This is a genomic window from Streptomyces hyaluromycini (genome assembly GCF_002217755.1).
GTDB classification, from domain to species: Bacteria; Actinomycetota; Actinomycetes; order Streptomycetales; family Streptomycetaceae; genus Streptomyces; species Streptomyces hyaluromycini.
Genome location: NZ_BCFL01000016.1, coordinates 1,437,680 through 1,461,701, shown reverse-complemented (window position 1 = coordinate 1,461,701; position 24,022 = coordinate 1,437,680). Strand labels below are relative to the sequence as shown.

The following is a 24,022-nucleotide window of genomic DNA, read 5'->3' as shown; positions in this document are numbered from 1 at the left end:
CGTCAGTCATGGATGGCCTCCTTGAGCGCCGTGGCAAGCTGCTCGGCCTTGAACGGCATGCCGTTGACCTGGTTGTACGAATGCGCGTCCACCAGGTACTTCGCCCGGATGAGGGTGGCGAGCTGACCGAGGTTCATCTCGGGGATCACCACCTTGTCGTAACCCCTCAGCACAGAACCGAGATTCCTCGGGAACGGGTTGAGGTGGCGCAGATGCGCCTGCGCGATCGGCTCGCCGGCCGCCCGCAGCCGCCGTACCGCCGCCGTGATCGGCCCGTACGTCGACCCCCAGCCCAGCACCAGCGTGCGCGCCCCCTCCGGGTCGTCCACCTCCAGATCCGGTACGTCGATGCCGTCGATCTTGGCCTGCCGGGTGCGGACCATGAAATCGTGGTTGGCCGGGTCGTAGGAGATGCTGCCCGAGCCGTCCTGCTTCTCGATACCGCCGATCCGGTGCTCGAGACCCGGCGTGCCCGGGACCGCCCACGGCCGGGCCAGGGTCTGCGGATCCCGCTTGTACGGCCAGAAGACCTCAGTACCGTCCTCCAGGGTGTGGTTCGGTCCGCTCGCGAACTGCACCCGCAGATCCGGGAGCTCCTCCAGCTCCGGGATCCGCCAGGGCTCGGAGCCGTTGGCCAGATACCCGTCGGAGAGCAGCATCACGGGAGTCCGGTACGCCAGCGCGATCCGCGCCGCCTCCAGCGCCGCATCGAAACAGTCCGCCGGCGTCCGCGGCGCGATCACCGGGACCGGCGCCTCACCGTTACGCCCGAACATCGCCTGCAGCAGGTCGGCCTGCTCGGTCTTGGTCGGCAGCCCCGTCGACGGCCCGCCCCGCTGGACGTCGATCACCAGCAGCGGCAGCTCCAGCGAGACCGCCAAGCCGACCGTCTCCGCCTTCAACGCGATTCCCGGACCCGACGTCGTCGTCACGCCCAGCGCACCGCCGAACGCCGCGCCCAGCGCCGCACCGACACCGGCGATCTCGTCCTCCGCCTGGAACGTACGCACACCGAAATTCTTGTGCCTGGACAACTCATGCAGAATGTCCGACGCCGGGGTGATCGGGTACGACCCGAGGAACAACGGCAGACCCGCCAGCCGGGACGCGGCAACCAGCCCGTACGCCAGCGCCAGGTTCCCGGAAATGTTCCGGTACGTACCCACCGGGAAAGCGGTGGTCGCCGGGGCGACCTCGTAGGAGACGGCGAAGTCCTCGGTCGTCTCGCCGAAGTTCCAGCCCGCCCGGAAAGCCGCCAGATTCGCCTCGGCGATGGCCGGCTTCTTAGCGAACTTCCGCCGCAGGAAGGCCTCCGTGCCCTCGGTCGGCCGGTGGTACATCCATGACAAGAGGCCGAGCGCGAACATGTTCTTGCTGCGCTCGGCCTCCTTGCGGGTGAGGTCGAATTCCTTCAGTGCCTCCACGGTCAGCGTGGTCAGCGGCACCGGGTGGAGGCTGTAGCCGTCGAGTGACCCGTCCTCCAGGGGTGAGGTGTCGTAGCCGACCTTCTGCATCGCCCGTTTGGTGAACTCGTCCGTGTTGACGATGATCTCCGCCCCGCGCGGCAGGTCCCCGATGTTCGCCTTCAACGCGGCCGGGTTCATGGCCACCAGTACGTTCGGCGCATCGCCGGGGGTGAGGATGTCGTGGTCGGCGAAGTGCAACTGGAACGAGGAAACCCCCGGCAGAGTGCCTGCGGGGGCCCGGATCTCGGCCGGGAAATTCGGAAGGGTCGACAGATCGTTGCCGAAGGACGCGGTCTCCGACGTGAACCGGTCACCGGTGAGCTGCATACCGTCACCCGAGTCCCCCGCGAACCGGATGATCACCCGATCGAGGCGCCGGACGGCCTTCACGCCGCCCGGCTTGCGCTGCTCTCCAACGACGGTTCCGTCGGCCTGTTCCGTTGTCCTGCTGACCTGGCTGGTCACTGAACTGGACCTCCTTCGAGGCGGCTGTCCGGGAGCGGTCGTCCCACGGACCATCCCGTAATCAACCCTACGTCGGTTAGGGTCGCCTTCTCGTGCCCGCTCGCATGCTGGACGGGGATCTGAGACGACCTGTCGCCCTGACTTGTCATGATTTTCCCTCCCCCTGGCTGCCTTCCGGTGCCGACACGGTGCCGTCGGCCCGTCAGGAGTTCAGATACGTCAGAACGGCCAGAACACGACGGTGGTCACCGTCGCTCTGGGAGAGCCCGAGCTTGAGGAAGATGTTGCTGACGTGCTTCTCGACGGCTCCGTCGCTCACGACCAGCTGCCGCGCGATCGCCGAGTTCGTCCGCCCCTCGGCCATCAGCCCCAGCACCTCCCGCTCCCGCGGGGTGAGGCCCGCAAGGACGTCCTGCTTCCGGCTCCGGCCCAGCAGCTGTGCGACGACCTCCGGGTCCAGCGCCGTACCGCCCTCGGCGACCCGCACCACGGCGTCCACGAACTCCCGCACCTCGGCGACCCGGTCCTTCAGCAGATACCCCACGCCCCTGCTGGAACCGGCCAGCAGTTCGGTGGCGTAGCGCTCCTCCACGTACTGCGACAGCACCAGCACCCCGAGCCCCGGATGCGCCTTCCGCAGCCGTACGGCGGCCCGCACACCCTCGTCGGTGTGCGTCGGCGGCATCCGCACATCCGCGACGACGACGTCCGGCAGCGCGTCCTGCGCATCCAGCTCCGCGATGGTCTTGACCAGCGCCTCCGCGTCCCCGACGCCCGCTACGACGTCATGCCCCCGGTCGGTCAACAGCCGGGTCAGCCCCTCCCTGAGCAGCACGGAATCCTCGGCGATGACCACCCGCACCCTGTCCTCCACGATCTCCCGGCCCCCCACACCCCGTCCGGCGTACATGCCTGCCCTGTCCGAAAGTCCAGCATTCCAGCATTCGGATCGGAGCGCGTGCGGGTAACGAGAGGAGGCGAACCAAATCAGGCCGCCCGCAGAGTGAGACCGAGAGCCGGCCCGCACCCCGACCGGCCCGTTCGGCGTTTGAGACCGAGAGCCCGCCCGTACCCCGACCGGCCCGTTCGGCGTTTGATGACGAGAGCCGGTCTGCACCCCCGTCTGGCCCGTTCGGCGTTCGAGGACGAGGCCCGGCCGCACCCCCCACCCACCGGCCCGTCCGGCGTTTGAGGACGAGGCCGTTCAGGCCGATGCGGGGGTGCGGGGGCGGCAGCCCCCGGAACGGGCGGTCGAAGGGGGTCCACCCCCTGGAGGACGGGACGGGTAGGGGCGGCGGGGGCGAGAACCCGCCCTCAGCCACGCCAGGGCAGCTCCGCCGTCACCCGCGTAGGCCCACCCGCCGGCGAGTCCACCACCAGAATCCCGTCGACCGCGTCGAGCCGCTCGGCCAGCCCCGCCAGCCCCGACCCCCTCGCCGTGTCCGCACCCCCCACCCCGTCGTCCACGACCTGCAGCATCAACCGGTCCTCACTGCGCCACACATCCACGGCCGCCCCACTCGCCCGCGCATGCTTGCTGATGTTCTGCAGCAACTCGGACACCGTGAAGTAGGCGATCCCCTCGATCGCCGCCGCCGGCCGCTCCGCCAGATCGACCTCCACCCGCACCGGCACCGTGCACCGCGAGGCCACCGCGGACAGCGCCGCGTCCAGCCCCCGGTCGGTCAGCACGGCGGGATGGATCCCGCGGGCCAGGTCCCGCAGCTCCTGCAGCGCGGTCTTCACCTCACCGTGCGCCTCGTCCACCATCCGCGCCGCGGCCTGCGGATCCTCCTGCAGCTTCTCCTTCGCCAGCCCCAGATCCATGGCTAGCGCCACCAGCCGCGCCTGCGCCCCGTCGTGCAGATCCCGCTCGATCCGCCGCAGATCGGCGGCCGCCGCGTCCACGACGATCCCCCGGTCGGACTCCAGCTCCACCACCCGCGACGCCAGCTTCGACGGCCCCAGCAGCCCGTGCACCATCAGCCGGTCCACCAGCGTCAGCGCCCGTACGATCCACGGCGTGGCCAGCGTGAACAGCAGTCCCACCAGCGACGTCACCGTGATCTCGAACGGGTTGTCCAGGTAGACGCTGTGGTGCGCGTCGCCGTACAGCTGGAGCCCGCCCTGCCCGGCCCACACCGGGAACACCCAGAACCACAGCGGGTACGTCAGCAGGGCCCAGCCGTACGCCCAGAAGTTGAGGGCGACGACGAAGGAGAACATCGACCAGGGAAACTGGAGGACCGCGTACAGCAGATGACGCCAGGACGTGCCGCTCTTCAGCACCGCGCCGACCCAGGCGAAGAACCCGGGCTTGCGCATCCGCAGCGGCTCCGGGTCGGCCACCGTCAGCTTCAGCAGCCCACGCGCGCGTGCCCGTTCCAGCGCCCCGAAGCCACGGCATCCGGCGAGGGCCACCGCCAGCAGCGGGATCCCGATGAAGGTCACCAGCAGACCGACGCCGAGGGACAGCATCGTCACGGCCCAGACGAACAGCGTGACGCCGACCGGCAGACCCAGCAGGACATAGCCGAACTCACGCCAGCTGCGCGCCTCGAACGGCGCCCGCAGCACGGCCGGCACCCGATGCCGACGCTCACCGTACGGCTCGTACGGCTCGTACGGCTCGTACGGCTCGTACGGCTCGTACGGCTCGTCGCCGTACCCCTGCTCCTGCGCGTACCCGTGTCCGTACTCCGTGGCCATCGGCGTCGTCCCGTCCCGTCCTGTCCCAGTCTCACCGGCCCTGTCCTGCCGTACCTTCACTCTGCTGTGCCGCAGGTCGAGGGACCATGGAGGTCATCGGAGTCTTGAGAGGGGGGTTTTCCCCACCCCCTGCGCTACGCCCGGTCGCGCCAGGGCAGCTCCGCGGTGACCGTCGTGGGACCGCCGGCCGGTGAGTTCACGACGAACAGGCCGTCCACCGCGCCCAGCCGCTCCGCGAGCCCGCGCATCCCGGAGCCGCTGTCCAGGCTCGCCCCGCCGCGCCCGTCGTCCCGTACCTGGATCAGCAGCCGGTCGTCGGCCCGCCACACGTCCACCGAGGCGGTACGCGCCCCGCTGTGCTTGCTGATGTTCTGCAGCAGCTCGGAGACGGTGAAATAGGCGATGCCCTCGATCGCGGGTGCCGGTCTGGACGGCAGGTCGGCGGTCACCTGGACCGGCACCGTGCAGCGCGAGGCGACCGACGACAGCGCCGCGTCCAGCCCCCGGTCGGTCAGCACCGCCGGATGGATGCCCCGGGCGAGATCCCTGAGTTCCTGCAGCGCCAGCTTCACCTCGCCGTGCGCCTCCTCGACCATCGCGGCGGCCGCGTCGGGATCCTCCAGCAGTTTCTCCTTCGCCAGGCCGAGCCCCATCGCCAGATTGACGAGCCGGGCCTGCGCGCCGTCGTGCAGATCACGCTCGATGCGCCGCAGGTCGGCGGCGGCCGTGTCGACGACCACTCCCCGATCCGACTCCAGTTCGGCGATACGGCGTTCCAGCTCGTCGGAGGGCGACAGCAGGCCGCGCACCATCGCCCGGTCCACGTTCGCCAGCCCGCGCGCGACGAACGGCAGAACCGGCCACAGCACGAACAGCGAGACCAGCGTGACGCAGAAGGTGAGGACGCCCCACGGCAGCCGGATGAAGTCGTACAGCAGCGTCCGCCAGCCCACCGGGTCCTTCAACGTCATCCACAGCCGCTGGGTGCCCGCACCGCGCCTGGCCCACGGCAGTGGGGTCGGCTCCTCCACCCGCACCCCGAGCAGCGCACGCGCGCGTCCCCGCTCCAGCTTCCCCAGCTGCCGGGCGCCCAGCAGGGTCGCGGCGAGCAGGGGTATGCCGATCACCGTCAGCGTCAGGACACCGCTCACCCACACCGTCGTGGAGACGTACACGAAGCCGAAGAGCGACATCGGCAGGTTCAGCAGGAGGTGCGCGATCTCCTTCCAGGTGTGAACGTCGTAGGCGAAGCGCACGGGCGGCAGCCGCTCGCGGTCTTCTCCGCCGTCGGCGAGACTGAGGGATCGGGGTGCTGGTGCGGTCATATGCGCCAGCGTGCCGTGTGCCGTGGCGCGACGCCATGGAGTTCGCCGCCCGGGCCGTCCTGGGGAAAACCCCACCAGCCGGCCCCCGTCCCGTGCCCCACGCTGTCCCACCGTGTGACGGCCCGCTTACCGTGTCCTTATCAGGGCCTAGACTCCCGTGCGTACAGATCGTCGAATCAAGAGTTGACTGAGGTCACGGCACCGGGCCGGTCGGGCCTATGGTCTGTCGAGGGAGTGAGGGACGGGCGATGCGGGAGACGGTGGGCGGTGAACCGACCGCGGTCGTCGCCGCGGACTACTTCGCGTCCTACTCGGTCGTGGGACTGCTGATGCTCGTCGGCGTGCTCTTCGTCGCCGTCGCCTTCGGCGCCGGCCGGCTGCTGCGCCCGGTGGTCCCCACGCCCGAGAAACTCCTCACCTACGAGTGCGGTGTCGACCCCGTCGGCGAGGGCTGGGCCCATACCCAGGTCCGCTACTACGTCTACGCCTTCCTCTACGTCATCTTCGCCGTCGACTCGATCTTCCTGTTCCCCTGGGCGACGGTCTTCGCCGCCCCCGGCTACGGCGCTACCACGCTCGTGGAGATGTTCATCTTCCTCGGCTTCCTCGCCGTCGGCCTGCTGTACGCATACAAGAAGGGCGTCCTGACATGGACGTGACGCCGGAGCCCGTGCCGCTGCCGGAGCCGCAAAGGCTGGGCGCGCTCGCCCGCCTCGCCCCCGAACCGATGAAGGTCGTCCTCAACTGGGGCCGCCGCTACTCGCTCTGGGTCTTCAACTTCGGTCTCGCCTGCTGCGCGATCGAGTTCATCGCCGCGTCGATGGCCCGCCACGACTTCATCCGCCTCGGCGTGATCCCCTTCGCACCGGGCCCCCGCCAGGCCGACCTGATGGTGGTCTCGGGCACGGTCACGGACAAGATGGCCCCGGCGGTCAAGCGCCTGTACGAGCAGATGCCCGAACCGAAGTACGTCATCTCCTTCGGCGCCTGCTCGAACTGCGGCGGCCCCTACTGGGACTCCTACTCCGTCACCAAGGGCGTCGACCAGATCATCCCCGTCGACGTCTACGTCCCCGGCTGCCCGCCGCGCCCCGAGGCGCTCCTCCAGGGCATCCTCAAACTCCAGGAGAAGATCGCCGCGGAGTCCCTGAGCGAGCGCTACGGCACGCCCCGCCCCTCCGCCGCGGCCCTCCAGAGCGGCCTGGTCCGGCCCCCGGCCCCCACGGCGAACGACGGCGAGGGGGACACGCCATGACCGCCCCGACCGGCTGGCTGCCGGCCCCAGCCGAGGAACTCTTCGGCAGCGACGCCACCGCCGACGAGTCCTACGACGTCCTGACGGTCGACGTCCCTCCCTCCTCCTGGCTCGCCGCCCTGGAGATCGCCCGTACGACCCTCTCCTGCACCTACTTCGACTGGCTGAGCGCGGTCGACGAACCCGGCACCGGCTTCCGCGTCTCCGCCCACGTCGTCGCCCTCGCCCCGGTCCGCCGCCTGCTCCTGCGCACGACCGTCCCGCACTCCGCCCCCGAACTCCCGTCCGCCGTCGGCGTCTTCGCGGGCGCCCGCTGGCACGAACGCGAGACCCACGAGATGTTCGGCGTCCGCTTCACCGGCCACCCCGGCCTGGACCACCTCCTCCTCCCGGAGACCTTCGAAGGCCACCCCCTCCGCAAGGACTTCGTCCTCGCGGCCCGCGTCGCCAAGGCCTGGCCCGGTGCCAAGGAACCGGGCGAGTCCGACCACGGCGGCCCCAAGCGCCGCCAGATGCTCCCCCCAGGCGTCCCCGACCCCAATGAGTGGGGCCCCCTCAAGGGCCAGCTCCCGGCCGCCCCCGCCCGCCCGGCGCGAGCCGCAGCGGGCCGCGCCGCCGGCGACCGCCCGGCCCGTGTGACCGGCGACCGGCCGGTACGCCGCTCACGTACGGCCGGGGAGGGCTCGGCGAGCCAGACCGCCGGGGCGACCGAGCCGACCGAGGTGGCCGAGCCGGCCAAGGCGGCAGAGACGGCTGCCGAGGGCACTGCGGGACCGACGGCCACTCCACGCCGGGCACGGAGCGCGAGCGAGGGATCCGCTACCCAGCGGACGGTCTCCGGTACGGAGACAGCGCCTGCTGAGGGGAGCGCCGCGGAAGGCACCGGTGTGGAGGCGACCGCCCCTGCCGCCGGGCCGTCGGCTGCTCCCCGGGGGCCGCGCCGGGCACGTACTGCCTCGGGTGGCTCCGCTTCGCAGCGTGCGCAGGAGACCGAGACGCCGACGCCACCGGCCACCCCGGCCCGCCCCGCGACCTCCCGCAGCTCGGACGCGCCGTGGCACCACGCCCGTCCGGCCTTCGAGGAGCCGGGGACGGGGGAGCCGACGGCACCGGGGCCGGCCGAGTCGAGCCCTGCCGCACCCGAAGAGCCCGAATCGGCCCCGGCCGAACCTGAGGCATCCGAGAACGCCGAACCTTCGGCATCCGAGGACACCGGCCCTGAACCGTCCGGCGCTGAACCGTCCGGCTCCGAGGCCCCGGCTTCCGACGCCCCGCCCAACCCCGACGCCCCGAACCCCGCCGCCGGCCCCGAACACCCAGCCCCCCACGACGACCCACCAGGAGGTCCGCAGTGAACGTCGCCCTGCGACTCCTCGTCGTGTTCGTCGTCTTCCTCACCTTCCCTCTGATCGTCGGTCAGACCGAGCACAAGGTGATGGCCCATATGCAGGGCCGCCTCGGTCCGATGTACGCCGGTGGCTTCCACGGCTGGGCCCAGCTGATCGCCGACGGCGTGAAGTTCGCGCAGAAGGAGGACGTGGTCCCGGCGGGCGCGGACCGCCGTGTCTTCCAGCTGGCCCCCGCGGTGTCCCTCCTTCCGTATCTGCTCGTGCTGCTCGCCATCCCGATCGGCCCCGGGGAGGGCGCGGTCGGCCAGGTCCTGGACGCGGGTGTGTTCTTCGTGCTGGCCGTGATGGGCGTCGGCGTCCTCGGCTCGCTCATGGCCGGCTGGGCCAGCGCCAACAAGTTCTCCCTCCTCGGCGGCCTGCGCACGGCCGCCCAGCTCCTCGCCTACGAACTCCCGATGCTGCTCGCCGCCGCCTCCGTGGCGATGGCGGCCGGTACCGTCTCCCTGCCGGGCATCGTGGGCTCCTTCCACTGGTGGTGGCTGCCCTGGCAGCTCACCGGCGGCTTGGTCTTCTTCGTCGCCGGCCTCGCGGAACTCCAGCGGCCCCCGTTCGACATGCCCGTCGCCGACTCGGAGATCATCTTCGGCGCGTACACCGAGTACACCGGCCTGCGCTTCGCCCTGTTCCTGCTCGCCGAGTACGCCGGGATCGTCGTCTTGTGCGGCCTGACCACCGTTCTCTTCCTGGGCGGCTGGCACGGCCCGTGGGGTGCCGACGGCCTCGGCTGGCTGTGGACCCTCCTGAAGACGGCGCTCCTCGCCTTCGTCGTCATCTGGCTCCGCGTGACCTACCCCCGGCTGCGCGAGGACCAGTTGCAGAAGTTCTCCTGGACCCTCCTTGTCCCCCTTTCTCTCGCCCAGATCGCCCTCACCGGCATCGTCAAGGTGGTGATCTCCTAACCGTGGCTCCCATTCCCGGCAGTGGCCTCGCCAAGGGCCTGGCCGTCACCCTGCGCACGATGACCCGGAAGTCGGTCACCGAGCAGTACCCGGACGCCCTTCCCGACCTCCCGCCCCGCACCCGCGGTGTGATCGGGCTGTTCGAGGAGAACTGCACGGTCTGCATGCTCTGCGCCCGTGAGTGCCCCGATTGGTGCATCTACATCGACTCCCACAAGGAGACCGTCCCGGCGGCGGCCCCGGGCGGCCGCGAACGCAGCCGTAACGTCCTGGACCGCTTCGCCATCGACTTCTCCCTGTGCATGTACTGCGGTATCTGCATCGAGGTCTGTCCTTTCGACGCGCTGTTCTGGTCCCCGGAGTTCGAGTACGCCGAGACCGACATCCACGAACTCACCCACGAGCGCGACAAGCTCCGCGAGTGGATGTGGACGGTCCCGGCCCCGCCCGCCCTCGACCCCGGCGCGGAGGAACCGAAGGAGATCGCCGCCGCACGCAAGACCGCCGAGAAGCTCGCGGCCGCGCAGACCCCGCAGGCCGCGCAGACCCCGCAGGCCGCGCAGGACGAGTCGGCCGCCGCCCCGGCCGAGCCGCGGGAGGGGGAGCGGTGACTCCTCTCGCCCAAGCACCGCACGGCTTCCTGTCGCCGACCGGTGTCGAGATCGCCTTCCTCCTCGTCGGCCTGGTCACCTTCGGCGCCGCCCTTGTCACGGTCACCACCCGCCAGCTGGTGCACGCCGCCCTGTGGCTGGTGGTCGCCCTCGGCGGGCTCGCCGTCGAATACCTGCTGCTCACCGCCGAGTTCATCGCCTGGGTGCAGGTCCTCATCTATGTGGGTTCCGTCGTCGTCCTCCTTCTCTTCGGTCTGATGCTCACCAAGGCCCCGATCGGCCGCTCCCCGGACGCCGACTCCGGAAACCGCTGGGTCGCGCTGGTCGTGGCCGTCGCCGCCGCGGCCGCCCTGGTCTGGGTGGTCGTGGACGCCTTCCGCACCACCTGGATCAACCTGGACGGCGCCGCCGCCGGCTCGACGAAGGTCACCGGCGCGAGCCTCTTCCAGAACTGGGTCCTGCCCTTCGAGGCCCTCTCCGTCCTCCTCCTCGCGGCCCTGGTCGGCGCGATCGTCCTGTCCCGGAAGGCGAAGGCGGAGTCGGCCCCGCCCCCTGTGAACGGCCGGGCCGTCACGCAGAGTTCCCCATCCGTCACCGGTTCCGGGATTCACCCGATCGTGCAAAGGGCCGAGAAGAAAACCGAGAAGAAAACCGAGCAGGAATCCGAGCAGGAAGGCGCCCGCTGATGCACCTCGCCTATCCCGCCGTTCTCTCCGCTCTCCTCTTCTGCACCGGCCTGTACGGCGTCCTCGCCCGCCGCAACGCGATCCTGGTCCTGATGTCGGTCGAGCTGATGCTCAACGCCGTCAACCTCAACCTCGTCGCCTTCGACGTCTGGCTGAGCAAGACCGCCCGGGACACCCTGCACTCCGGCCAGGCCCTGACCCTGTTCACCATCGCCATCGCCGCCGCAGAGATCGGCATCGGCCTGGCGATCGTCCTCGCCGTCTACCGCAACCGCGGCACCTCCGACATCGACCGGCTCCGCGACACCGCCGAGGGCCACGAGGACGGCACGCCCCCGGACGAGGCGGCCGACGAGAAGGCTGAGGCCACCGCGTGACCACGACCACCCTCGCCGTCCTCGTCCCCCTCCTGCCGTTCCTCGGCGCCGCCGCCGGTCTGCTCCTGGGGCGCACCGCGCCTGGTTTCGTCCGCCCGCTCGCGGTCCTGCCGGCGCTCGCCGCGCTGGCCCTCGCCTGCACGGTCGCCGCCGACCAGGGCGGCGGCCAAGCCGTGGACGCCCACACCGAGCTCACTTCGACCGGCTCGGTCCCGATCGAACTCGCCCTGCACATCGACGGCTTCGCCGCCCTCGTCGCCGTCCTGGTCGCGTTCGTCGCCACCTGCGTGCAGATCTACTCGACCGGCTACCTGCGTGACGACCCGCGCTACCCCTCGTACGCGGCCCTCGTCTCCCTGTTCACCTCCGCGATGCTGCTGGTCGTCTACTCCGGCGACCTGATCGTGCTGCTGGTCGGCTGGGAAGTCATGGGCATCTGCTCCTACTTCCTGGTCGGGCACTACTGGGAGACCCCCGAGGCGCGCGCCGCCTCCGTCAAGGCCTTCCTGGTCACCAAACTCGGCGACGTACCGTTCCTGATCGGCCTGTTCGCGCTGGCCACCGACGCCGGGTCGTTCCGCATCACCACGGTCCTCGCCACCGTCGCGAACGGCGGGCTGCACCATCCCACCCTGATCGGCCTGCTGCTCCTGTGCGGTGTGGCCGGCAAGTCCGCGCAGTTCCCGCTGCACACCTGGCTCCCCGACGCCATGGCCGGCCCGACCCCCGTCTCCGCGCTGATCCACGCCGCGACGATGGTCGCCGCCGGCGTCTACTTCGTCGCCCGTCTCCTGCCGGTCTTCGAGGCCAGCGCGGCCGTGATGGTCGTCCTCGCCGTCATGGGTGCCGTCACGATGGTCGGTTCGGCCCTCGCCGCGCTCGCCCAGGACGACATCAAACGCGTCCTCGCCTACTCGACGATCGGCCAGCTCGGCTACATGACCGGCGCCCTCGCCGTCGGCGACCGCGGTGCCGCCGTCTTCCACCTCCTGTCCCACGGCGCCTTCAAGGCGCTGCTGTTCCTCGCGGCCGGCGTGATCATCCACGCCGCCGGCACCAACTCGCTGGCCGTCATGTCCCGTACCTCCGGCCTGCGCGACCGTGTCCCGGACGCCTACTGGACGATGACCGTGGCCCTGCTCGCGCTCGCCGCGATCCCTCCCTTCAGCGGCTTCTTCTCGAAGGAGTCCGTCCTCGGCGCCGCCGAGCACGTCGCCACCGGCCACACCGAGCACGCCCCCGGCAGCGCCGGCTGGATCGTCCTGGTCGCGGGCCTGGCCACCGCCCTGCTCACCGCCGCGTACGCGACCCGGCTGTGGCTGCTCACCTTCCGGGGCCGAGGGGCCGAGGCACCTGACCACGGCAGGCAGCCGCGGTCCATGACCGTGGTCCTGTGGGTCCTGGCCGTGCCCTCCCTTGCGTTCGGCGGGTTCGCCTACCGGTCGCTGCCCGACTGGTTCGACGGCCGCACCCTCACCCCGACCCTCACCACGTCGGTCCTCGGCACCGGCCTCGCGCTCGTCGGCGGACTCGTCACCTACGGTGCCTGGCAGCGCACCCGAGCACTGGCCGCCCGCACTCCGCTGGGTGCCGTCGCCGCCCACTCGGAGGCCGACGCCGGACTGGTCGAAGCCGAGGTCATCGCCGCCCACAAGCCCGTGTTCGGCGACGTGGCCTACGCACCCGACCCGGCGGATCCCGGCCGACTGCTGCTCGGTCCGCTGTACCGGCACGCGGCCGAAGGCTTCCACCTGGACGCCGTCTACGACGCGCTGTTCGTCCGCCCGGTACTGGCCGCCGCCACTCTCGTCCAGTTCCTCGACCGCGAGGTCGTCGACACCTACGTGCGTGGAGCGGGCGCTCTACCCCGCCTGCTCGGCGCCGCCGTACGGCGAACCCAGACAGGCAACGTCCAGACCTATGTGAGCGCGCTGCTCGCCGGCACCGTCGTCCTGGCGGTCGCCGTCCTCCTCGTCGCCACGGGAGTGTGAGCAGGCGTGATCGATATCAGCGAGTCCGTGATGCAGTTCCTTCTGGCATTGATCGTCGTCGGCCCGCTTCTCGGCGCCGTCGCCGCCCTGCTGCCCGCCCCGCCCGGGCTGAAGGGGAAGTCGCCCGAGCAGGCCGTGCTCCGCCACGGCGTGACCGTGACCGGCGCGATCCTCATCGCCGCGATCGTCCTCGCGCTCGGCTTCGACCAGGACCATCCGTCGAGGATGCAGGCCACGACCGACATCAGCTGGATCCCCGCACTCGACGTGCGCATCCACCTCGGCATCGACGGCATCTCCCTCCCCCTCGTGGTCCTGACCGCGCTGCTGACCTTCCTCTGCGCGCTCTACTCGTACTTCAACCCCCCCGCGGGCCCGTCCCCGAAGGCCTTCGTCGCACTGATCCTCGTCCTGGAGTCCGGCACCCTCGCGAGCTTCGCCGTCCTCGACCTGCTGCTGTTCTTCCTCGCGTTCGAGACCGTGCTCATCCCGATGTACTTCCTCATCGCCCGCTGGGGCGGCGCGGGGCGGACCCGGGCCGCCTGGAAGTTCATCCTCTTCACCCTGCTCGGGTCCGTCGTCATGCTGCTCGGCCTGCTCCTGATCGGAATCAAGGCGGGCACGTTCGACATGGTGGCACTCGCCACTGACAACGGCCGGTCGCTGACCACATCCGTGCAGGTCATCGCCGTTCTGGCGATCGGGATCGGGCTCGCGGTCAAGACCCCGATGTGGCCCCTGCACAGCTGGCTGCCGGACGCCCACACCGCCGCGCCGACCGTTGGCTCGGTCCTGCTCGCCGGTGTCATGCTCAAGATGGGCACGTACGGGTTCGTCAGGATCCTGCTGCCGGTCGCGCCGGACGGATTCCGCACCTTCGCGCCGTACCTCGCCGCCTTCGCGGTCGTCGGGATCATCTACGGGTCCCTGGCCTGCCTGAACCTGGCCAAGCGGGGCGCGAAGGGCGACCTCAAACGGCTGATCGCCTACTCCTCCGTCGGCCACATGGGCTTCGTCCTGCTCGGCATCGCCACCATGACCCCGACCGGCGTCAACGGCGCCCTGTTCGCCAACATCGCCCACGGCCTCATCACCGGCCTGCTGTTCTTCCTGGTCGGCGGCCTGAAGGACCGCACCGGCACCACCGACCTGGACACCCTGGCCGAGGAGACGGGAGCCGCGCTGTACGGCAAGGCACCGCGGCTCGGCGGACTGCTCGCGTTCGCCGCCGTCGCCTCGCTCGGCCTGCCCGGACTGGCCGGGTTCTGGGGCGAGATGCTGGCCCTCTTCGGCGCGTTCAAGCCCGCCGCCGGCCTCAGCCGCCCGGCCTTCCTGACCTTCATGGCGATCGCCGCCTTCGGCACCCTGCTGACGGCCGCCTACATGCTGGCCGTGGTCCGCCGCGTCTGCATGGGCGCCGTACCGCAGGACACGCCGGAACTCGCCGACGTCCGCACCTACGAGTTCGCGGCCTGGACCCCGCTCGTCGCCCTCACCGTCGTCGCCGGACTGTGGCCGAAGGCCCTGCTCGGTCTGACCGACCCGGCCGTGCAGCAACTCCTCGCAGGAGGCACCCGATGAGCGCCCTGGCCCAGCCGCTGGCCGCGAACCTCGTCCAGTCCGTCGACTGGCTCGCCATCGCCCCGCCCACCCTCACCGCGGTCGTCGGCCTGATCGTCCTGGTCGCCGACCTGTTCGTACCCGAGGCGAGGAAACCGCTCCTCGGCTGGGTCTCGGTCGCCGGACTCGCCGCGGCCGCCCTCCTGCTGCTCCCGCTCCTCGACCACGACCGCAGCACCTTCTGCCTGACCGGCACCACACGCGCGTGCAGCTACACGGCCGACCGCTTCACCCTGGTCGTGCAGTTCCTCGTCCTCGGCGGCGCACTGCTCACGGCCCTGCTGTCCGTCACCACCCTGAAGGACGGAAACCGCCGCTACCCCCAGGGCGAGTTCTGGTTCCTGCTGCTCTCCTCGGCCGCCGGCGCCGCCCTGCTGCCCGCCTCCCGCGACCTCGCCACCCTGATCGTCGCCCTGGAGGTCGCCTCCCTGCCCGCCTTCGCCCTCGTCGGCATCCGGCACGGCGACAAGAGGTCCTCCGAAGCGGCCCTGAAGTTCTTCCTGTCCTCGGTGACCGCGACCGCCGTCAGCCTCATGGGCGTCAGCTTCGTGTACGCCACCACCGGCAGCCTCTACCTCACCCAGGTCGCCGACCGGATCCAGCACGTCGACGGACAGCTGCACACGCTCGCCCAGACGGGTGTCGTCCTCACCCTCGTGGGTTTCGCGTTCAAGACGGCCGCCGTCCCGTTCCACTTCTGGGTGCCCGACACCTACGTCGGCGCCCCGCTCCCGATCGCCGCCTACCTGTCGGTCGTCGGCAAGGCCGTCGGCTTCTCGGGCCTGATCCTGGTCACTGTCGTCGCCTTCCCGTCGTACGCCGACGTCTGGGGACCCGCGCTCGCCGCCCTGGCCGCCCTCACCATGAGCGTCGGCAACGTGGCGGCCCTGCGCCAGCAGGCCACGCGCGCGTACAGCGCGGTACGACTGCTCGCCTGGTCGTCGGTGGGCCAGGCCGGCTATCTGCTGGTGCCGATCGCCGCCGCCGGATACACCGAGGACGCCCAGAAGGCCGTCGGCTCCACCGTCGCCTACGCCCTCATGTACGCGGCCGTGAACCTCGGGGCCTTCGCGGTGGCCGCCGTTGTCGCCCGTACCGCACGGCTCAACCGGATCTCCGACTACCGCGGCCTGTACGCCAGGAATCCGCTCACCGCGCTGCTCCTCACGTTCTTCCTGCTGTGCCTAGCCGGACTCCCGCCCGGCATCATCGGCCTGTTCGCGAAGGTCACCGTCTTCTCGACGGCCGTCGACGCCGGCCTCGGCTGGCTCGCCGTCGTCATGGCCGTCAACGTCGTGATCGCCCTCTACTACTACCTCCAGTGGACGGCCCTGCTGTTCCGCGCCCCCGAGGGTGAGCCCGCCAGGCACCGTCTCCCGGCCCCCCTCACGGCCGCGCTCGCCCTCACCGGCACCCTCGGCGTCGTCCTCTCCGGGGCACCACAGCTGGTGCTCCGCTTCGCCGCCACCGGCCTGTTCTGACGTTCGCCACGCGCGCCCGGTGCGGCTCTCACCCGGACGGCTCACCCGGCGCACAGCGGGCACAAGGGAACTAGTGGCCGTCGCCTGGCGTTGACCAGTGCGAAAGGGTCCACTGGACGTGACACCACGACACCGGTGGCATCGCAGATCGGAAGGCAGCACCGCAGGCAAAGGGTTCCCCTGCCGCACGACTTGGAGGGCGTACCGTGCACCGCCGGCACAACGGGCTCAGGACCGCAGTTCTCCTCGGGGGACTGTCGGCACTCATCATCGTCATCGGCAGCTTCTTCGGCCGAACGGGTCTGATCGTCGCGGTCCTCGTCGCCCTCGGGACGAACGCGTACGCGTACTGGAACAGCGACAAACTGGCGCTACGCGCGATGCGCGCGCGCCCGGTGAGCGAATTCGAGGCCCCGGCCCTGTACCGGATGGTCCGCGACCTCTCCACCCAGGCCCGCCAGCCCATGCCCCGCCTGTACATCTCCCCGACGGAGGCACCGAACGCCTTCGCCACGGGCCGCAATCCGCGCAACGCCGCCGTGTGCTGCACGGAGGGCATCCTGCGCATCCTGGACGAGCGTGAACTGCGCGGTGTCATCGGCCACGAACTCAGCCACGTCTACAACCGCGACATCCTCATCTCGTCGGTCGCCGGCGCCCTCGCCTCGGTGATCATGTTCCTGGTCAACTTCGCGTGGCTGATCCCGGTCGGCCGTTCGGACGACGACGACGGCCCCGGCTTCCTCGGCCTGCTGCTGATCATGATCCTGGGCCCGCTCGCCGCCAGCCTCATCCAGCTCGCCATCAGCCGCTCCCGGGAGTACGAGGCGGACGCCTCCGGCGCCCAGCTCACCGGGGACCCGCTCGCCCTCGCCAGCGCCCTGCGCAAGCTGGACGCCGGCACCAAGCAACTCCCGCTGCCCCCCGAGCCCCGGATCGAGACCGCGAGCCACATGATGATCGCGAACCCCTTCCGTCCGGGCCAGGGACTGTCCAAGATGTTCTCGACGCACCCGCCCATGGCGGAACGGATCGCCCGGCTAGAGAAGATGGCAGGTCGCCCGCAGTGAAGACCATCCTGAACATCATTTGGCTCGTCCTGAGCGGCTTCTGGCTGTTCCTCGGCTACCTGCTCGCGGGCGTGATCCTCTGCATCACGATCATCGGTATTCCATTTGGCATAGCGGCGTTCCGTATCGGCGTGTACGCCCTGTGGCCCTTCGGGTACACGACCGTGGAGCGACGCGACGCGGGTGCCCCGTCCTGCATCGGCAATGTCCTGTGGCTGGTCCTCGCGGGCTGGTGGCTGGCCCTCGCCCACATCGTCACCGGCATCGCCATGTGCCTGACGATCATCGGGATCCCGTTCGGCATCGCCAACTTCAAGCTGATCCCGGTCTCCCTGCTCCCGCTCGGACGCGAGATCGTTCCCACGGACCAGCCGTTCGCGACCCGCTGACCGCTCCTCGTCCCCCCAAAGAAAACCGACCTCATCCGACGTCTCCGGCCGAGGAGTTGTCCACAGGCCGGAGCGTCGGCGGGAGGTTGTCCACAGGCCGGCCCGGTTGTCAGTGGCGGCCTGCATCATGAAGCCATGACCGAGATCGAGCAGTTGCTGACACGGGTGACCGAGCAGGCCCGCAACTCCCGCCCGTGGGGCTGGCCTTCGCTCCCCGCGCCCGTCGACGCCGCCACGCTCGACCGCGCCGGTCAGGCCCTGGGCTTCCCTCTGCCGCCCCTCCTCGCCGCGCTCTACGAGCGAGTGGGCGACGGCGGCTTCGGCCCGTCGTACGGCCTGCTGCCCCTGCTCGACGCAGCGCCCTCGGGTGAACCGGCCGCCGTCGCCCAGTACCTCAGCAACCGTGAGTACGGCCGCAGGAACCCGGACTGGCCCTGGCCCGAGGGCATCCTGCCGATATCCCACTGGGGTTGCGGTATGTACGCGTGCGTGGACTGCCGGACCCCGCAGGCCACGGTCCTGCTCTACGAGCCGAACGCCGACGACGCCGACGGCGCCTGGTTCGTGGACGCGCCCAGCCTCACCGACTGGCTGTGCGTATGGCTGGAGGGCACGGGCTGGTACGAGGAGACCGACGAGGGCACGGACCTGGCGCCCTGGGCCGACTTCCGGATACGCACGGCCCCGCAGCAGACCTCCTGAGAGACGGGACCTTTCGAGCGCGGCCGCCACCGTCCTGCGCCGGAGGCCGCGGCAGCGGTAGCGGTCACCGTGGCTACCGGGCCGCAGTCCACCGCCGTACGGCGTACGCCGCCGCACCCACCGCCAGTACGGCCGCCCCCGTGGCCACCGACGTCACCGGCAGCGCGAACGCGAGGATCACGCACCCCAGCAGTCCCACCACCGGAACCAGCCGCGCCCGCGGCGCCGGATCCAGCGTCCACGCCGAGGCGTTGGCCACCGCGTAGTACGCCAGCACACCGAAGGAGGAGAACCCGATGGCCCCCCGGACGTCCGCGGTCGCCGCGACCACGGCGACCACCGCGCCGACGGCCAGTTCGGCGCGGTGCGGGACCTGGAAACGCGGGTGCACGGCGGCCAGCGCCGGAGGCAGATGACCGTCGCGGGCCATGGCCAGCGTCGTCCGCGACACGCCCAGGATCAGGGCCAGCAGCGAGCCGAGCGCGGCCACCGCGGCCCCCGCCCGCACCACGGGCACCAGCCCCGGCGCCCCGGCCGCCCGCACCGCGTCGGCCAGCGGCGCGGCCGCCCGCCCGAGCCCGTCCGTGCCCAGCACCGAGAGCGCGGCCACCGCCACCCACGCGTACACGACCAGCGTGATCCCCAGGGCCAGCGGGATCGCACGCGGGATGGTGTGCGCCGGATCCCGCACCTCCTCGCCGAGGGTCGCGATCCGCGCGTACCCGGCGAACGCGAAGAACAGCAGGCCGGCCGCCTGAAGCACCCCGCCCACGCCCGACGACAGCCCGATGTCCAGCCGCCCCGCGTCCGCCGCCCCGGACGTCAGGCACACGACCACCACGGAAGCGAGGACCGCCAGCACCACGGCCACGATCACCCGCGTCAGCCAGGCCGACTTCTGGATGCCGCCGTAGTTCACGGCGGTCAGCGCCACCACGGCCGCGACCGCCACCGCGTGCGCCTGCCCCGGCCAGACGTACGCGCCCACGGTGAGCGCCATCGCGGCGCAGGACGCCGTCTTGCCGACGACGAACGCCCAGCCAGCGAGATACCCCCAGAAGGCGCCGAGCCGCTCCCGCCCGTACACGTAGGTGCCGCCCGACTGCGGGTACCGCGCGGCCAGGCGCGCCGAGGACAGGGCGTTGCAGTAGGCGACCAGGGCGGCGACGGCCAGACCGGGAAGCAGCCCGGACCCGGCCGCGCGGGCCGCGGGACCCAGGGCGGAGAACACGCCGGCCCCGACCATCGAGCCGAGTCCGACGACCACGGCGTCGCGCACGCCCAGCGTGCGCCGCAGACCGGAAGAGGAGGAAACCACGAACCGCACCCTACTGATCACCGCAACCGCGCAGTGTCGCCCAGGCGTCCTCGTCATCGACAAGGCACGAACACACGCGCGACGGACACATATGGACGGCTCGGACAGCCCGTCCGGCGCAACCCGTCCGGCACAGCCGGCCCAGACCGAAGTCACAGGGCCGGAACAGTGCGAACACAGCGCGGAAGGGCAGGTTCAGGTCATGGGCATCATCAGCTGGATCATCCTGGGACTGTTGGCCGGCGCCATCGCCAAGGTCCTGCTGCCGGGACGCGACCCGGGCGGCTTCATCGGCACGACCCTCATCGGCATCGTGGGTGCGTTCCTCGGCGGCTGGATATCGGCCCGCTGGCTGGACCACCCGATCACCAAGAACTTCTACGACGGCGCGACCTGGGCGGCCGCGATCGGCGGCTCGCTGGTCCTGCTGATCGCCTATCGCATCCTGTTCGGCAACTCGCGCGACTGACCACCCCCGGCCGGAGCCGGCGCACGAGAGGGCACGGGAAGGGCGGGCACCACGAGGTACCCGCCCTTCTCGTGCTTCGACGGCGCTGCCTACCGGTAGTTCACGAACTGGAGCGCGAAGTCGAAGTCCTGGCCCTTCAGGAGCGCGATCACGACCTGGAGGTCGTCGCGGCTCTTGGAGCTGACACGCAGTTCGTCGCCCTGGACCTGGGCCTTGACACCCTTGGGGCCCTCGTCGCGGATGATCTTCGCGACCTTCTTCGCGTTCTCCTGGGAGATGCCCTCCTCGATCGACGCGAAGATCTTGTACTCCTTGCCGGAGAGCTGCGGCTCACCCGCGTCCAGCGCCTTCAGCGAGATGCCACGCTTGATCAGCTTCGACTGGAAGACGTCGAGGATCGCCTTGACCCGCTCCTCGGAGTTCGCCTGCATCAGGATCTTCTCGCCGGACCAGGCGATCGAGGCGTCCACACCCTTGAAGTCGTAGCGCTGCGAGACCTCCTTGGCGGCCTGGTTGAGGGCGTTGTCGACCTCCTGCCGCTCGACCTTCGAGACGATGTCGAAACTGGAGTCGGCCATGTCCTGTGGCTCCTTGTATCGGGGGGCGTAACGGGATGCGTTCCGGCGCGCGGCGGCAGCCGCCGAGCCCGGTGCGGGGACCGGGCCGCATCCTCACCAGCCTAGCCATCCCGCGTCCCGCGGGCGGCGATCAATCGGGTGGCGGAGCACCCCTGTGGATCGGGTATTGTTTACGTCGTTGCCAGGGAGCACCGCCAGAAAGCGGTTCGAGCTGGTGGCAAAACCCCGGCGGTGTGCCCGAGCGGCCAAAGGGAGCAGACTGTAAATCTGCCGGCTCAGCCTTCCCAGGTTCGAATCCTGGCGCCGCCACACGGGAACGAAGGGCCCGTGACCTGCTGTCGAGCAGGTCACGGGCCCTTCGTCATGTGTCCGTGTGTACGCCTTCACGGGGAACCGGGCCGCGTGGACGCGGGGGCATGCGAAGGCGTGATGAAGATCATGTAGGTGCTTCGGCGGTGCTGCGGCCGCGGGCCGGTGGACCGTCGTGTGGGCCACGCTCCGGGGCACACTGAACGCATGTCCTCCCTACGTAGAACCTGCCCGGTGTGCCGCCGTGAAATCGCCGTCGTGGCGGGCCGTTTCACGCGGCACGACCCGCCCGGGGCGCGTGAGAACGGGGAACTGGTCTCGTGCTCGGGCTCGCGGCAGCAGGCCCGGATCGATGCCGTACAGCCCGTGTTGGACGGTTACGTCGTGCCCGAGTTCCCCGGACAACTGCCGTTGTTCTGAGAACGGGAACTCAGTTCCCGGCCACCGACTTCACGGCCACCGTGACCGGCGTCGACCCGCCGATCAGCTCCAGGGTCAGGCCGGCCGTCGCCGAGGTGTCCACCAACTCCGCGAGTACGGCGGCCACGTCGTCGCGCGGGACCGCACCCCGGCCGGTGTGCGCCTCCAGACGTACCAGACCGGTGCCCGGCGTGTCCGTCAGCGCACCGGGACGCAGGATCGTCCAGTCCAGGGCACTCTGCCGGGTCACATGCGCGTCGGCCTCGCCCTTGGCCCGCAGGTACGCATCGAAGACCTCGTCACCCTGGTGCGCCGGGTCCGCGCCCATTCCGGAGACGACCACGAAACGGCGTACGCCCGCGCGCACGGCCGCGTCCGCGAACAGCACCGCCGCGCCCTTGTCGACCGTCTCCTTGCGGGCCGCACCGCTGCCCGGGCCCGCGCCCGCCGCGAACACCGCCGCGTCCGCTCCCTGCAGATGCGTCGCGACCTCCTCGACCGACGCCGACTCCAGGTCCAGCAGCACCGGTTCGGCACCGGCCGCCCGCAGGTCGTCGCCCTGCTCGGCTCTCCGGATGATCCCAGCGACCTCGTCTCCGCGCGCGGAGAGCAGCCGCTCCAGCCGCAGCGCGATCTGACCATGACCACCAGCGATGACAATGCGCATGTCTCAGACCGTACGCCCGAAGCCCCGCATCCGCCGCACGACTTCATGCGCCCCACACGCACGCGTGGTTCCACCGAGCGCGCCCGTCCGGTTCGAGCTTCCTGCGGGGGCGCCTCGCTCCGTGCCGCGCGCTCCCGTGCCCCACCTGCCCGCCGACGCCCGCGCTTCCGCCATGCGCCCGCGTCGCGCCCGCGTCCCTCAGGACAACTCGCCCCGCCCCTGCCGCGGCAGGCCCAGCTCCGCCGCCACCGCCGAGTTGCAGTACTCGCGGACTGCGCTCGTGCGTGCCACCACGCGCCCCCGGTGCACCACGATCCGGCTGTAGGCGAGGGAGAGCGCGCCGGCCAGGTGGTCGCCGCGTACGGCGAGGAGCTCGGCGGGGAAGCCGGCCTCCACGCGGACCTCGGGGAGGCCGAGGGCGGCGCGGGCGGCCGCGCTCACGGTGTCGTAGGCGTCCTCGGGGCGCAGGCCGTGGCGGGAGGCCAGGAGGTAGGCCGCCTCCAGCGGGTCGCCGCGGCCGACGGGGTTCGACAGGTCGCGCAGGGCGCCGCTGCCGGCGGCGACCCGCACCCCGGCCGCGCGCAACAGCCGTACCGGGGCCGTGCCGCGGCGGTCGACGGAGCCGCAGCCGCCCTGTGGCAGGCACACCACCGTGATGCCGGCCGCGGCGAGCTGGTCCGCGACCCGCGCGGCCACCTCGGCGGGCAGGCGTGCGAGCCCGGCGCACGGGCCGAGGACCACGCCGGGGCGCATTCCGCCGGCCATCGCCGCGAGCCTGGCCAGCCGGGCCGGATCGGCGGCGTCCGTGTGCAGGTCGACAGGGCAGCCGTGTTCGGAGGCCACCTCCAGGACGGCTTCCGCATAGCCCGTCGGATCGGGGTCCAGGTCCGGGCAGCCGCCCACCACGGACGCGCCCATCTTCGCGGCGTCCCGCAGTATCGCGAGCCCCTCGGCGCCGGCGATCCCGGTCAGCACGCGTGGCATGGCGACCGCCGTGAGCTCCGCGAGTCCGCGCAGCGAACGGCGCGCCTGGAGGACGGCGGCAAGGGCGCCGAGCCCCTGGACGTCGCCCATGCGCACGTGCGCGCGCACCGCCGTCGCGCCGTGCCCGAGTTGGAGCAGGGCCGCCTCGGTGGCGCGGCGCTGGACGTCCTCGGGTTCGTAGGAGACGGGGCCGCCGTGTTCGGCGGAGAGCGCGGTGTCGCCGTGGGCGTGCGGTTCGGCGGGGGCCGGGAGGAGCAGGTAGCCGGTCAGGTCCACACGCGTGCCGCCCGCGCGGGGCGGGCCCGGTGTCAGGCTGCCGGCCGTACCCACCGCCTCGATGCGTCCGCAGCCCAGCCGTACGTCCACGGTCCGGCCGTCGGTGAGCCGCGCCCCGCACAGCAGGAGCGCGGCCGGGTCGGACTGGCCCGAGGAACCCTGCGGGTCGGACGACGACGAGGGCGGCTGCGGCTGGCTGTCGGGCATCGCGCTCCATGAGGGTCGGTCCAGGCATGGGACTCAAGATCACGCAGAGTGAGTCGAGCCTAGGACGGCGAGCCGCGTGCGGCGGGGAGGAGCGCAATAGTCGTACCGCAGCCGTCGGACCTGCGGGGAACGGTTGGCCGCGCGCGTGCGGGGAGTTCCGGAAGGGGTCCGGGAGGCTGCCGTGAGCCGTGCGGAAGGGGCCTGGAAGGGCGGCGGGAAACGGATTTGGGTGAACGGCGGCCGAGCGTGTAATGTCTTCATCGCTCGCCCCAATAGCTCAGTCGGCAGAGCGTCTCCATGGTAAGGAGAAGGTCTACGGTTCGATTCCGTATTGGGGCT

General features: G+C 71.1%; 23 protein-coding genes and 2 tRNA genes. 17 read left to right on the top strand and 8 right to left on the bottom strand.

Annotation, left to right across the window (positions count from 1 at the left end):
• Positions 1-2 precede the first annotated feature (2 nt).
• The 4 genes from SSP29_RS06815 to SSP29_RS06800 all read right to left on the bottom strand — a co-directional run bounded on the left by SSP29_RS06815 (position 3) and on the right by SSP29_RS06800 (position 5,965).
• Positions 3-1,931, bottom strand: coding sequence for a 2-oxoacid:acceptor oxidoreductase subunit alpha (locus SSP29_RS06815; RefSeq protein WP_089099509.1), 1,929 nt, complete (start codon positions 1,929-1,931; stop codon positions 3-5).
• 202 nt (positions 1,932-2,133) lie between these two features.
• Positions 2,134-2,841 carry a response regulator transcription factor gene (locus SSP29_RS06810; RefSeq protein ID WP_150133667.1) on the bottom strand — a complete coding sequence of 236 codons (708 nt, stop codon included), beginning with the start codon at positions 2,839-2,841 and terminating at the stop codon, positions 2,134-2,136.
• Positions 2,842-3,245: 404 nt separating this feature from the next.
• Entirely contained in the window at positions 3,246-4,640 is a 1,395-nt protein-coding gene (locus SSP29_RS06805; protein ID WP_089099508.1) for a sensor histidine kinase, read from the bottom strand.
• A gap of 134 nt (positions 4,641-4,774) precedes the next feature.
• On the bottom strand, positions 4,775-5,965 hold the full coding sequence (locus tag SSP29_RS06800; protein ID WP_089099507.1) for a sensor histidine kinase: 1,191 nt from the start codon (positions 5,963-5,965) through the stop codon (positions 4,775-4,777).
• A gap of 248 nt (positions 5,966-6,213) precedes the next feature.
• Here SSP29_RS06800 and SSP29_RS06795 point away from each other — a divergent pair, with 248 nt between their 5' ends.
• From SSP29_RS06795 to SSP29_RS06735, 13 genes are all read left to right on the top strand, one after another.
• A complete protein-coding gene (locus SSP29_RS06795) occupies positions 6,214-6,624 on the top strand; it encodes an NADH-quinone oxidoreductase subunit A (RefSeq protein WP_089099506.1) in 411 nt (136 codons plus the stop codon).
• Entirely contained in the window at positions 6,615-7,220 is a 606-nt protein-coding gene (locus SSP29_RS06790; protein WP_089099505.1) for an NADH-quinone oxidoreductase subunit B, read from the top strand. Before SSP29_RS06795 ends, SSP29_RS06790 begins: the two co-directional genes overlap by 10 nt.
• Positions 7,217-8,575 carry an NADH-quinone oxidoreductase subunit C gene (locus SSP29_RS06785; protein WP_089099504.1) on the top strand — a complete coding sequence of 453 codons (1,359 nt, stop codon included), beginning with the start codon at positions 7,217-7,219 and terminating at the stop codon, positions 8,573-8,575. Before SSP29_RS06790 ends, SSP29_RS06785 begins: the two co-directional genes overlap by 4 nt.
• Positions 8,572-9,528, top strand: coding sequence for a complex I subunit 1/NuoH family protein (locus tag SSP29_RS06780; protein ID WP_089099503.1), 957 nt, complete (start codon positions 8,572-8,574; stop codon positions 9,526-9,528). The genes SSP29_RS06785 and SSP29_RS06780 overlap by 4 nt, the downstream gene beginning before the upstream one ends.
• 2 nt (positions 9,529-9,530) lie before the next feature.
• A complete protein-coding gene (locus SSP29_RS06775; RefSeq protein ID WP_089099502.1) occupies positions 9,531-10,139 on the top strand; it encodes a NuoI/complex I 23 kDa subunit family protein in 609 nt (202 codons plus the stop codon).
• Complete coding sequence (locus SSP29_RS06770; RefSeq protein WP_089099501.1) at positions 10,136-10,825, top strand: NADH-quinone oxidoreductase subunit J family protein; 690 nt, start codon at positions 10,136-10,138, stop codon at positions 10,823-10,825. Before SSP29_RS06775 ends, SSP29_RS06770 begins: the two co-directional genes overlap by 4 nt.
• Entirely contained in the window at positions 10,825-11,202 is a 378-nt protein-coding gene (gene nuoK / locus SSP29_RS06765) for an NADH-quinone oxidoreductase subunit NuoK (RefSeq protein ID WP_089099500.1), read from the top strand. Before SSP29_RS06770 ends, nuoK begins: the two co-directional genes overlap by 1 nt.
• Positions 11,199-13,193: an NADH-quinone oxidoreductase subunit 5 family protein gene (locus tag SSP29_RS06760; RefSeq protein ID WP_089099499.1), complete on the top strand. Its 1,995-nt coding sequence runs from the start codon at positions 11,199-11,201 to the stop codon at positions 13,191-13,193. The genes nuoK and SSP29_RS06760 overlap by 4 nt, the downstream gene beginning before the upstream one ends.
• A gap of 6 nt (positions 13,194-13,199) precedes the next feature.
• Positions 13,200-14,774 carry an NADH-quinone oxidoreductase subunit M gene (locus SSP29_RS06755; protein ID WP_089099498.1) on the top strand — a complete coding sequence of 525 codons (1,575 nt, stop codon included), beginning with the start codon at positions 13,200-13,202 and terminating at the stop codon, positions 14,772-14,774.
• The gene (locus SSP29_RS06750; protein ID WP_089099497.1) at positions 14,771-16,294 is read left to right on the top strand and encodes an NADH-quinone oxidoreductase subunit N; all 1,524 of its coding nucleotides are present in this window, start codon (positions 14,771-14,773) and stop codon (positions 16,292-16,294) included. Before SSP29_RS06755 ends, SSP29_RS06750 begins: the two co-directional genes overlap by 4 nt.
• Positions 16,295-16,500: 206 nt before the next feature.
• Positions 16,501-17,364 (top strand): zinc metalloprotease HtpX, encoded by an 864-nt coding sequence (htpX, locus tag SSP29_RS06745; protein ID WP_089099496.1) that lies wholly within the window; start codon positions 16,501-16,503, stop codon positions 17,362-17,364.
• Positions 17,361-17,753, top strand: a complete 393-nt coding sequence (locus SSP29_RS06740) for a YccF domain-containing protein (RefSeq protein WP_089099495.1) — start codon at positions 17,361-17,363, stop codon at positions 17,751-17,753. The genes htpX and SSP29_RS06740 overlap by 4 nt, the downstream gene beginning before the upstream one ends.
• Positions 17,754-17,888: 135 nt before the next feature.
• Entirely contained in the window at positions 17,889-18,455 is a 567-nt protein-coding gene (locus SSP29_RS06735; RefSeq protein ID WP_089099494.1) for an SMI1/KNR4 family protein, read from the top strand.
• Between the two features lie 73 nt (positions 18,456-18,528).
• Here SSP29_RS06735 and SSP29_RS06730 read toward each other — a convergent pair whose 3' ends face one another.
• On the bottom strand, positions 18,529-19,794 hold the full coding sequence (locus SSP29_RS06730) for an APC family permease (RefSeq protein ID WP_438363773.1): 1,266 nt from the start codon (positions 19,792-19,794) through the stop codon (positions 18,529-18,531).
• A 181-nt stretch (positions 19,795-19,975) separates the two neighbouring features.
• Here SSP29_RS06730 and SSP29_RS06725 point away from each other — a divergent pair, with 181 nt between their 5' ends.
• Entirely contained in the window at positions 19,976-20,242 is a 267-nt protein-coding gene (locus SSP29_RS06725) for a GlsB/YeaQ/YmgE family stress response membrane protein (protein ID WP_089099838.1), read from the top strand.
• 89 nt (positions 20,243-20,331) lie between these two features.
• Here SSP29_RS06725 and SSP29_RS06720 read toward each other — a convergent pair whose 3' ends face one another.
• Positions 20,332-20,820 carry a YajQ family cyclic di-GMP-binding protein gene (locus tag SSP29_RS06720; RefSeq protein ID WP_089099493.1) on the bottom strand — a complete coding sequence of 163 codons (489 nt, stop codon included), beginning with the start codon at positions 20,818-20,820 and terminating at the stop codon, positions 20,332-20,334.
• Between the two features lie 227 nt (positions 20,821-21,047).
• On the opposite strand from SSP29_RS06720, the gene SSP29_RS06715 reads away from it, so the two are divergent.
• A tRNA-Tyr gene (locus tag SSP29_RS06715) sits at positions 21,048-21,129 on the top strand.
• Between the two features lie 207 nt (positions 21,130-21,336).
• Positions 21,337-21,549, top strand: coding sequence for a hypothetical protein (locus tag SSP29_RS06710; protein WP_089099492.1), 213 nt, complete (start codon positions 21,337-21,339; stop codon positions 21,547-21,549).
• A gap of 10 nt (positions 21,550-21,559) precedes the next feature.
• On the opposite strand, the gene SSP29_RS06705 is transcribed toward SSP29_RS06710, so the two are convergent.
• Positions 21,560-22,216, bottom strand: a complete 657-nt coding sequence (locus tag SSP29_RS06705; protein ID WP_089099491.1) for an SDR family oxidoreductase — start codon at positions 22,214-22,216, stop codon at positions 21,560-21,562.
• A 198-nt stretch (positions 22,217-22,414) separates the two neighbouring features.
• Positions 22,415-23,683 carry an amidohydrolase family protein gene (locus SSP29_RS06700; RefSeq protein WP_089099490.1) on the bottom strand — a complete coding sequence of 423 codons (1,269 nt, stop codon included), beginning with the start codon at positions 23,681-23,683 and terminating at the stop codon, positions 22,415-22,417.
• Between the two features lie 266 nt (positions 23,684-23,949).
• On the opposite strand from SSP29_RS06700, the gene SSP29_RS06695 reads away from it, so the two are divergent.
• A tRNA-Thr gene (locus tag SSP29_RS06695) sits at positions 23,950-24,022 on the top strand.

Excerpts from the sequence above, each read along its gene's own strand:
- SSP29_RS06790 (WP_089099505.1), top strand. The coding sequence starts at position 6,615 with ATGGACGTGACGCCGGAGCCCGTGCCGCTGCCGGAGCCGCAAAGGCTG.
- SSP29_RS06785 (WP_089099504.1), top strand. The coding sequence starts at position 7,217 with ATGACCGCCCCGACCGGCTGGCTGCCGGCCCCAGCCGAGGAACTCTTC.
- nuoK (WP_089099500.1), top strand. The coding sequence starts at position 10,825 with ATGCACCTCGCCTATCCCGCCGTTCTCTCCGCTCTCCTCTTCTGCACC.
- SSP29_RS06750 (WP_089099497.1), top strand. The coding sequence starts at position 14,771 with ATGAGCGCCCTGGCCCAGCCGCTGGCCGCGAACCTCGTCCAGTCCGTC.
- SSP29_RS06795 (WP_089099506.1), top strand. The coding sequence starts at position 6,214 with ATGCGGGAGACGGTGGGCGGTGAACCGACCGCGGTCGTCGCCGCGGAC.
- SSP29_RS06805 (WP_089099508.1), bottom strand. The coding sequence starts at position 4,640 with ATGGCCACGGAGTACGGACACGGGTACGCGCAGGAGCAGGGGTACGGC.
- SSP29_RS06720 (WP_089099493.1), bottom strand. The coding sequence starts at position 20,820 with ATGGCCGACTCCAGTTTCGACATCGTCTCGAAGGTCGAGCGGCAGGAG.
- SSP29_RS06735 (WP_089099494.1), top strand. The coding sequence starts at position 17,889 with ATGACCGAGATCGAGCAGTTGCTGACACGGGTGACCGAGCAGGCCCGC.
- SSP29_RS06800 (WP_089099507.1), bottom strand. The coding sequence starts at position 5,965 with ATGACCGCACCAGCACCCCGATCCCTCAGTCTCGCCGACGGCGGAGAA.
- SSP29_RS06705 (WP_089099491.1), bottom strand. The coding sequence starts at position 22,216 with ATGCGCATTGTCATCGCTGGTGGTCATGGTCAGATCGCGCTGCGGCTG.
- SSP29_RS06710 (WP_089099492.1), top strand. The coding sequence starts at position 21,337 with ATGTCCTCCCTACGTAGAACCTGCCCGGTGTGCCGCCGTGAAATCGCC.
- SSP29_RS06700 (WP_089099490.1), bottom strand. The coding sequence starts at position 23,683 with ATGCCCGACAGCCAGCCGCAGCCGCCCTCGTCGTCGTCCGACCCGCAG.
- SSP29_RS06725 (WP_089099838.1), top strand. The coding sequence starts at position 19,976 with ATGGGCATCATCAGCTGGATCATCCTGGGACTGTTGGCCGGCGCCATC.
- SSP29_RS06810 (WP_150133667.1), bottom strand. The coding sequence starts at position 2,841 with ATGTACGCCGGACGGGGTGTGGGGGGCCGGGAGATCGTGGAGGACAGG.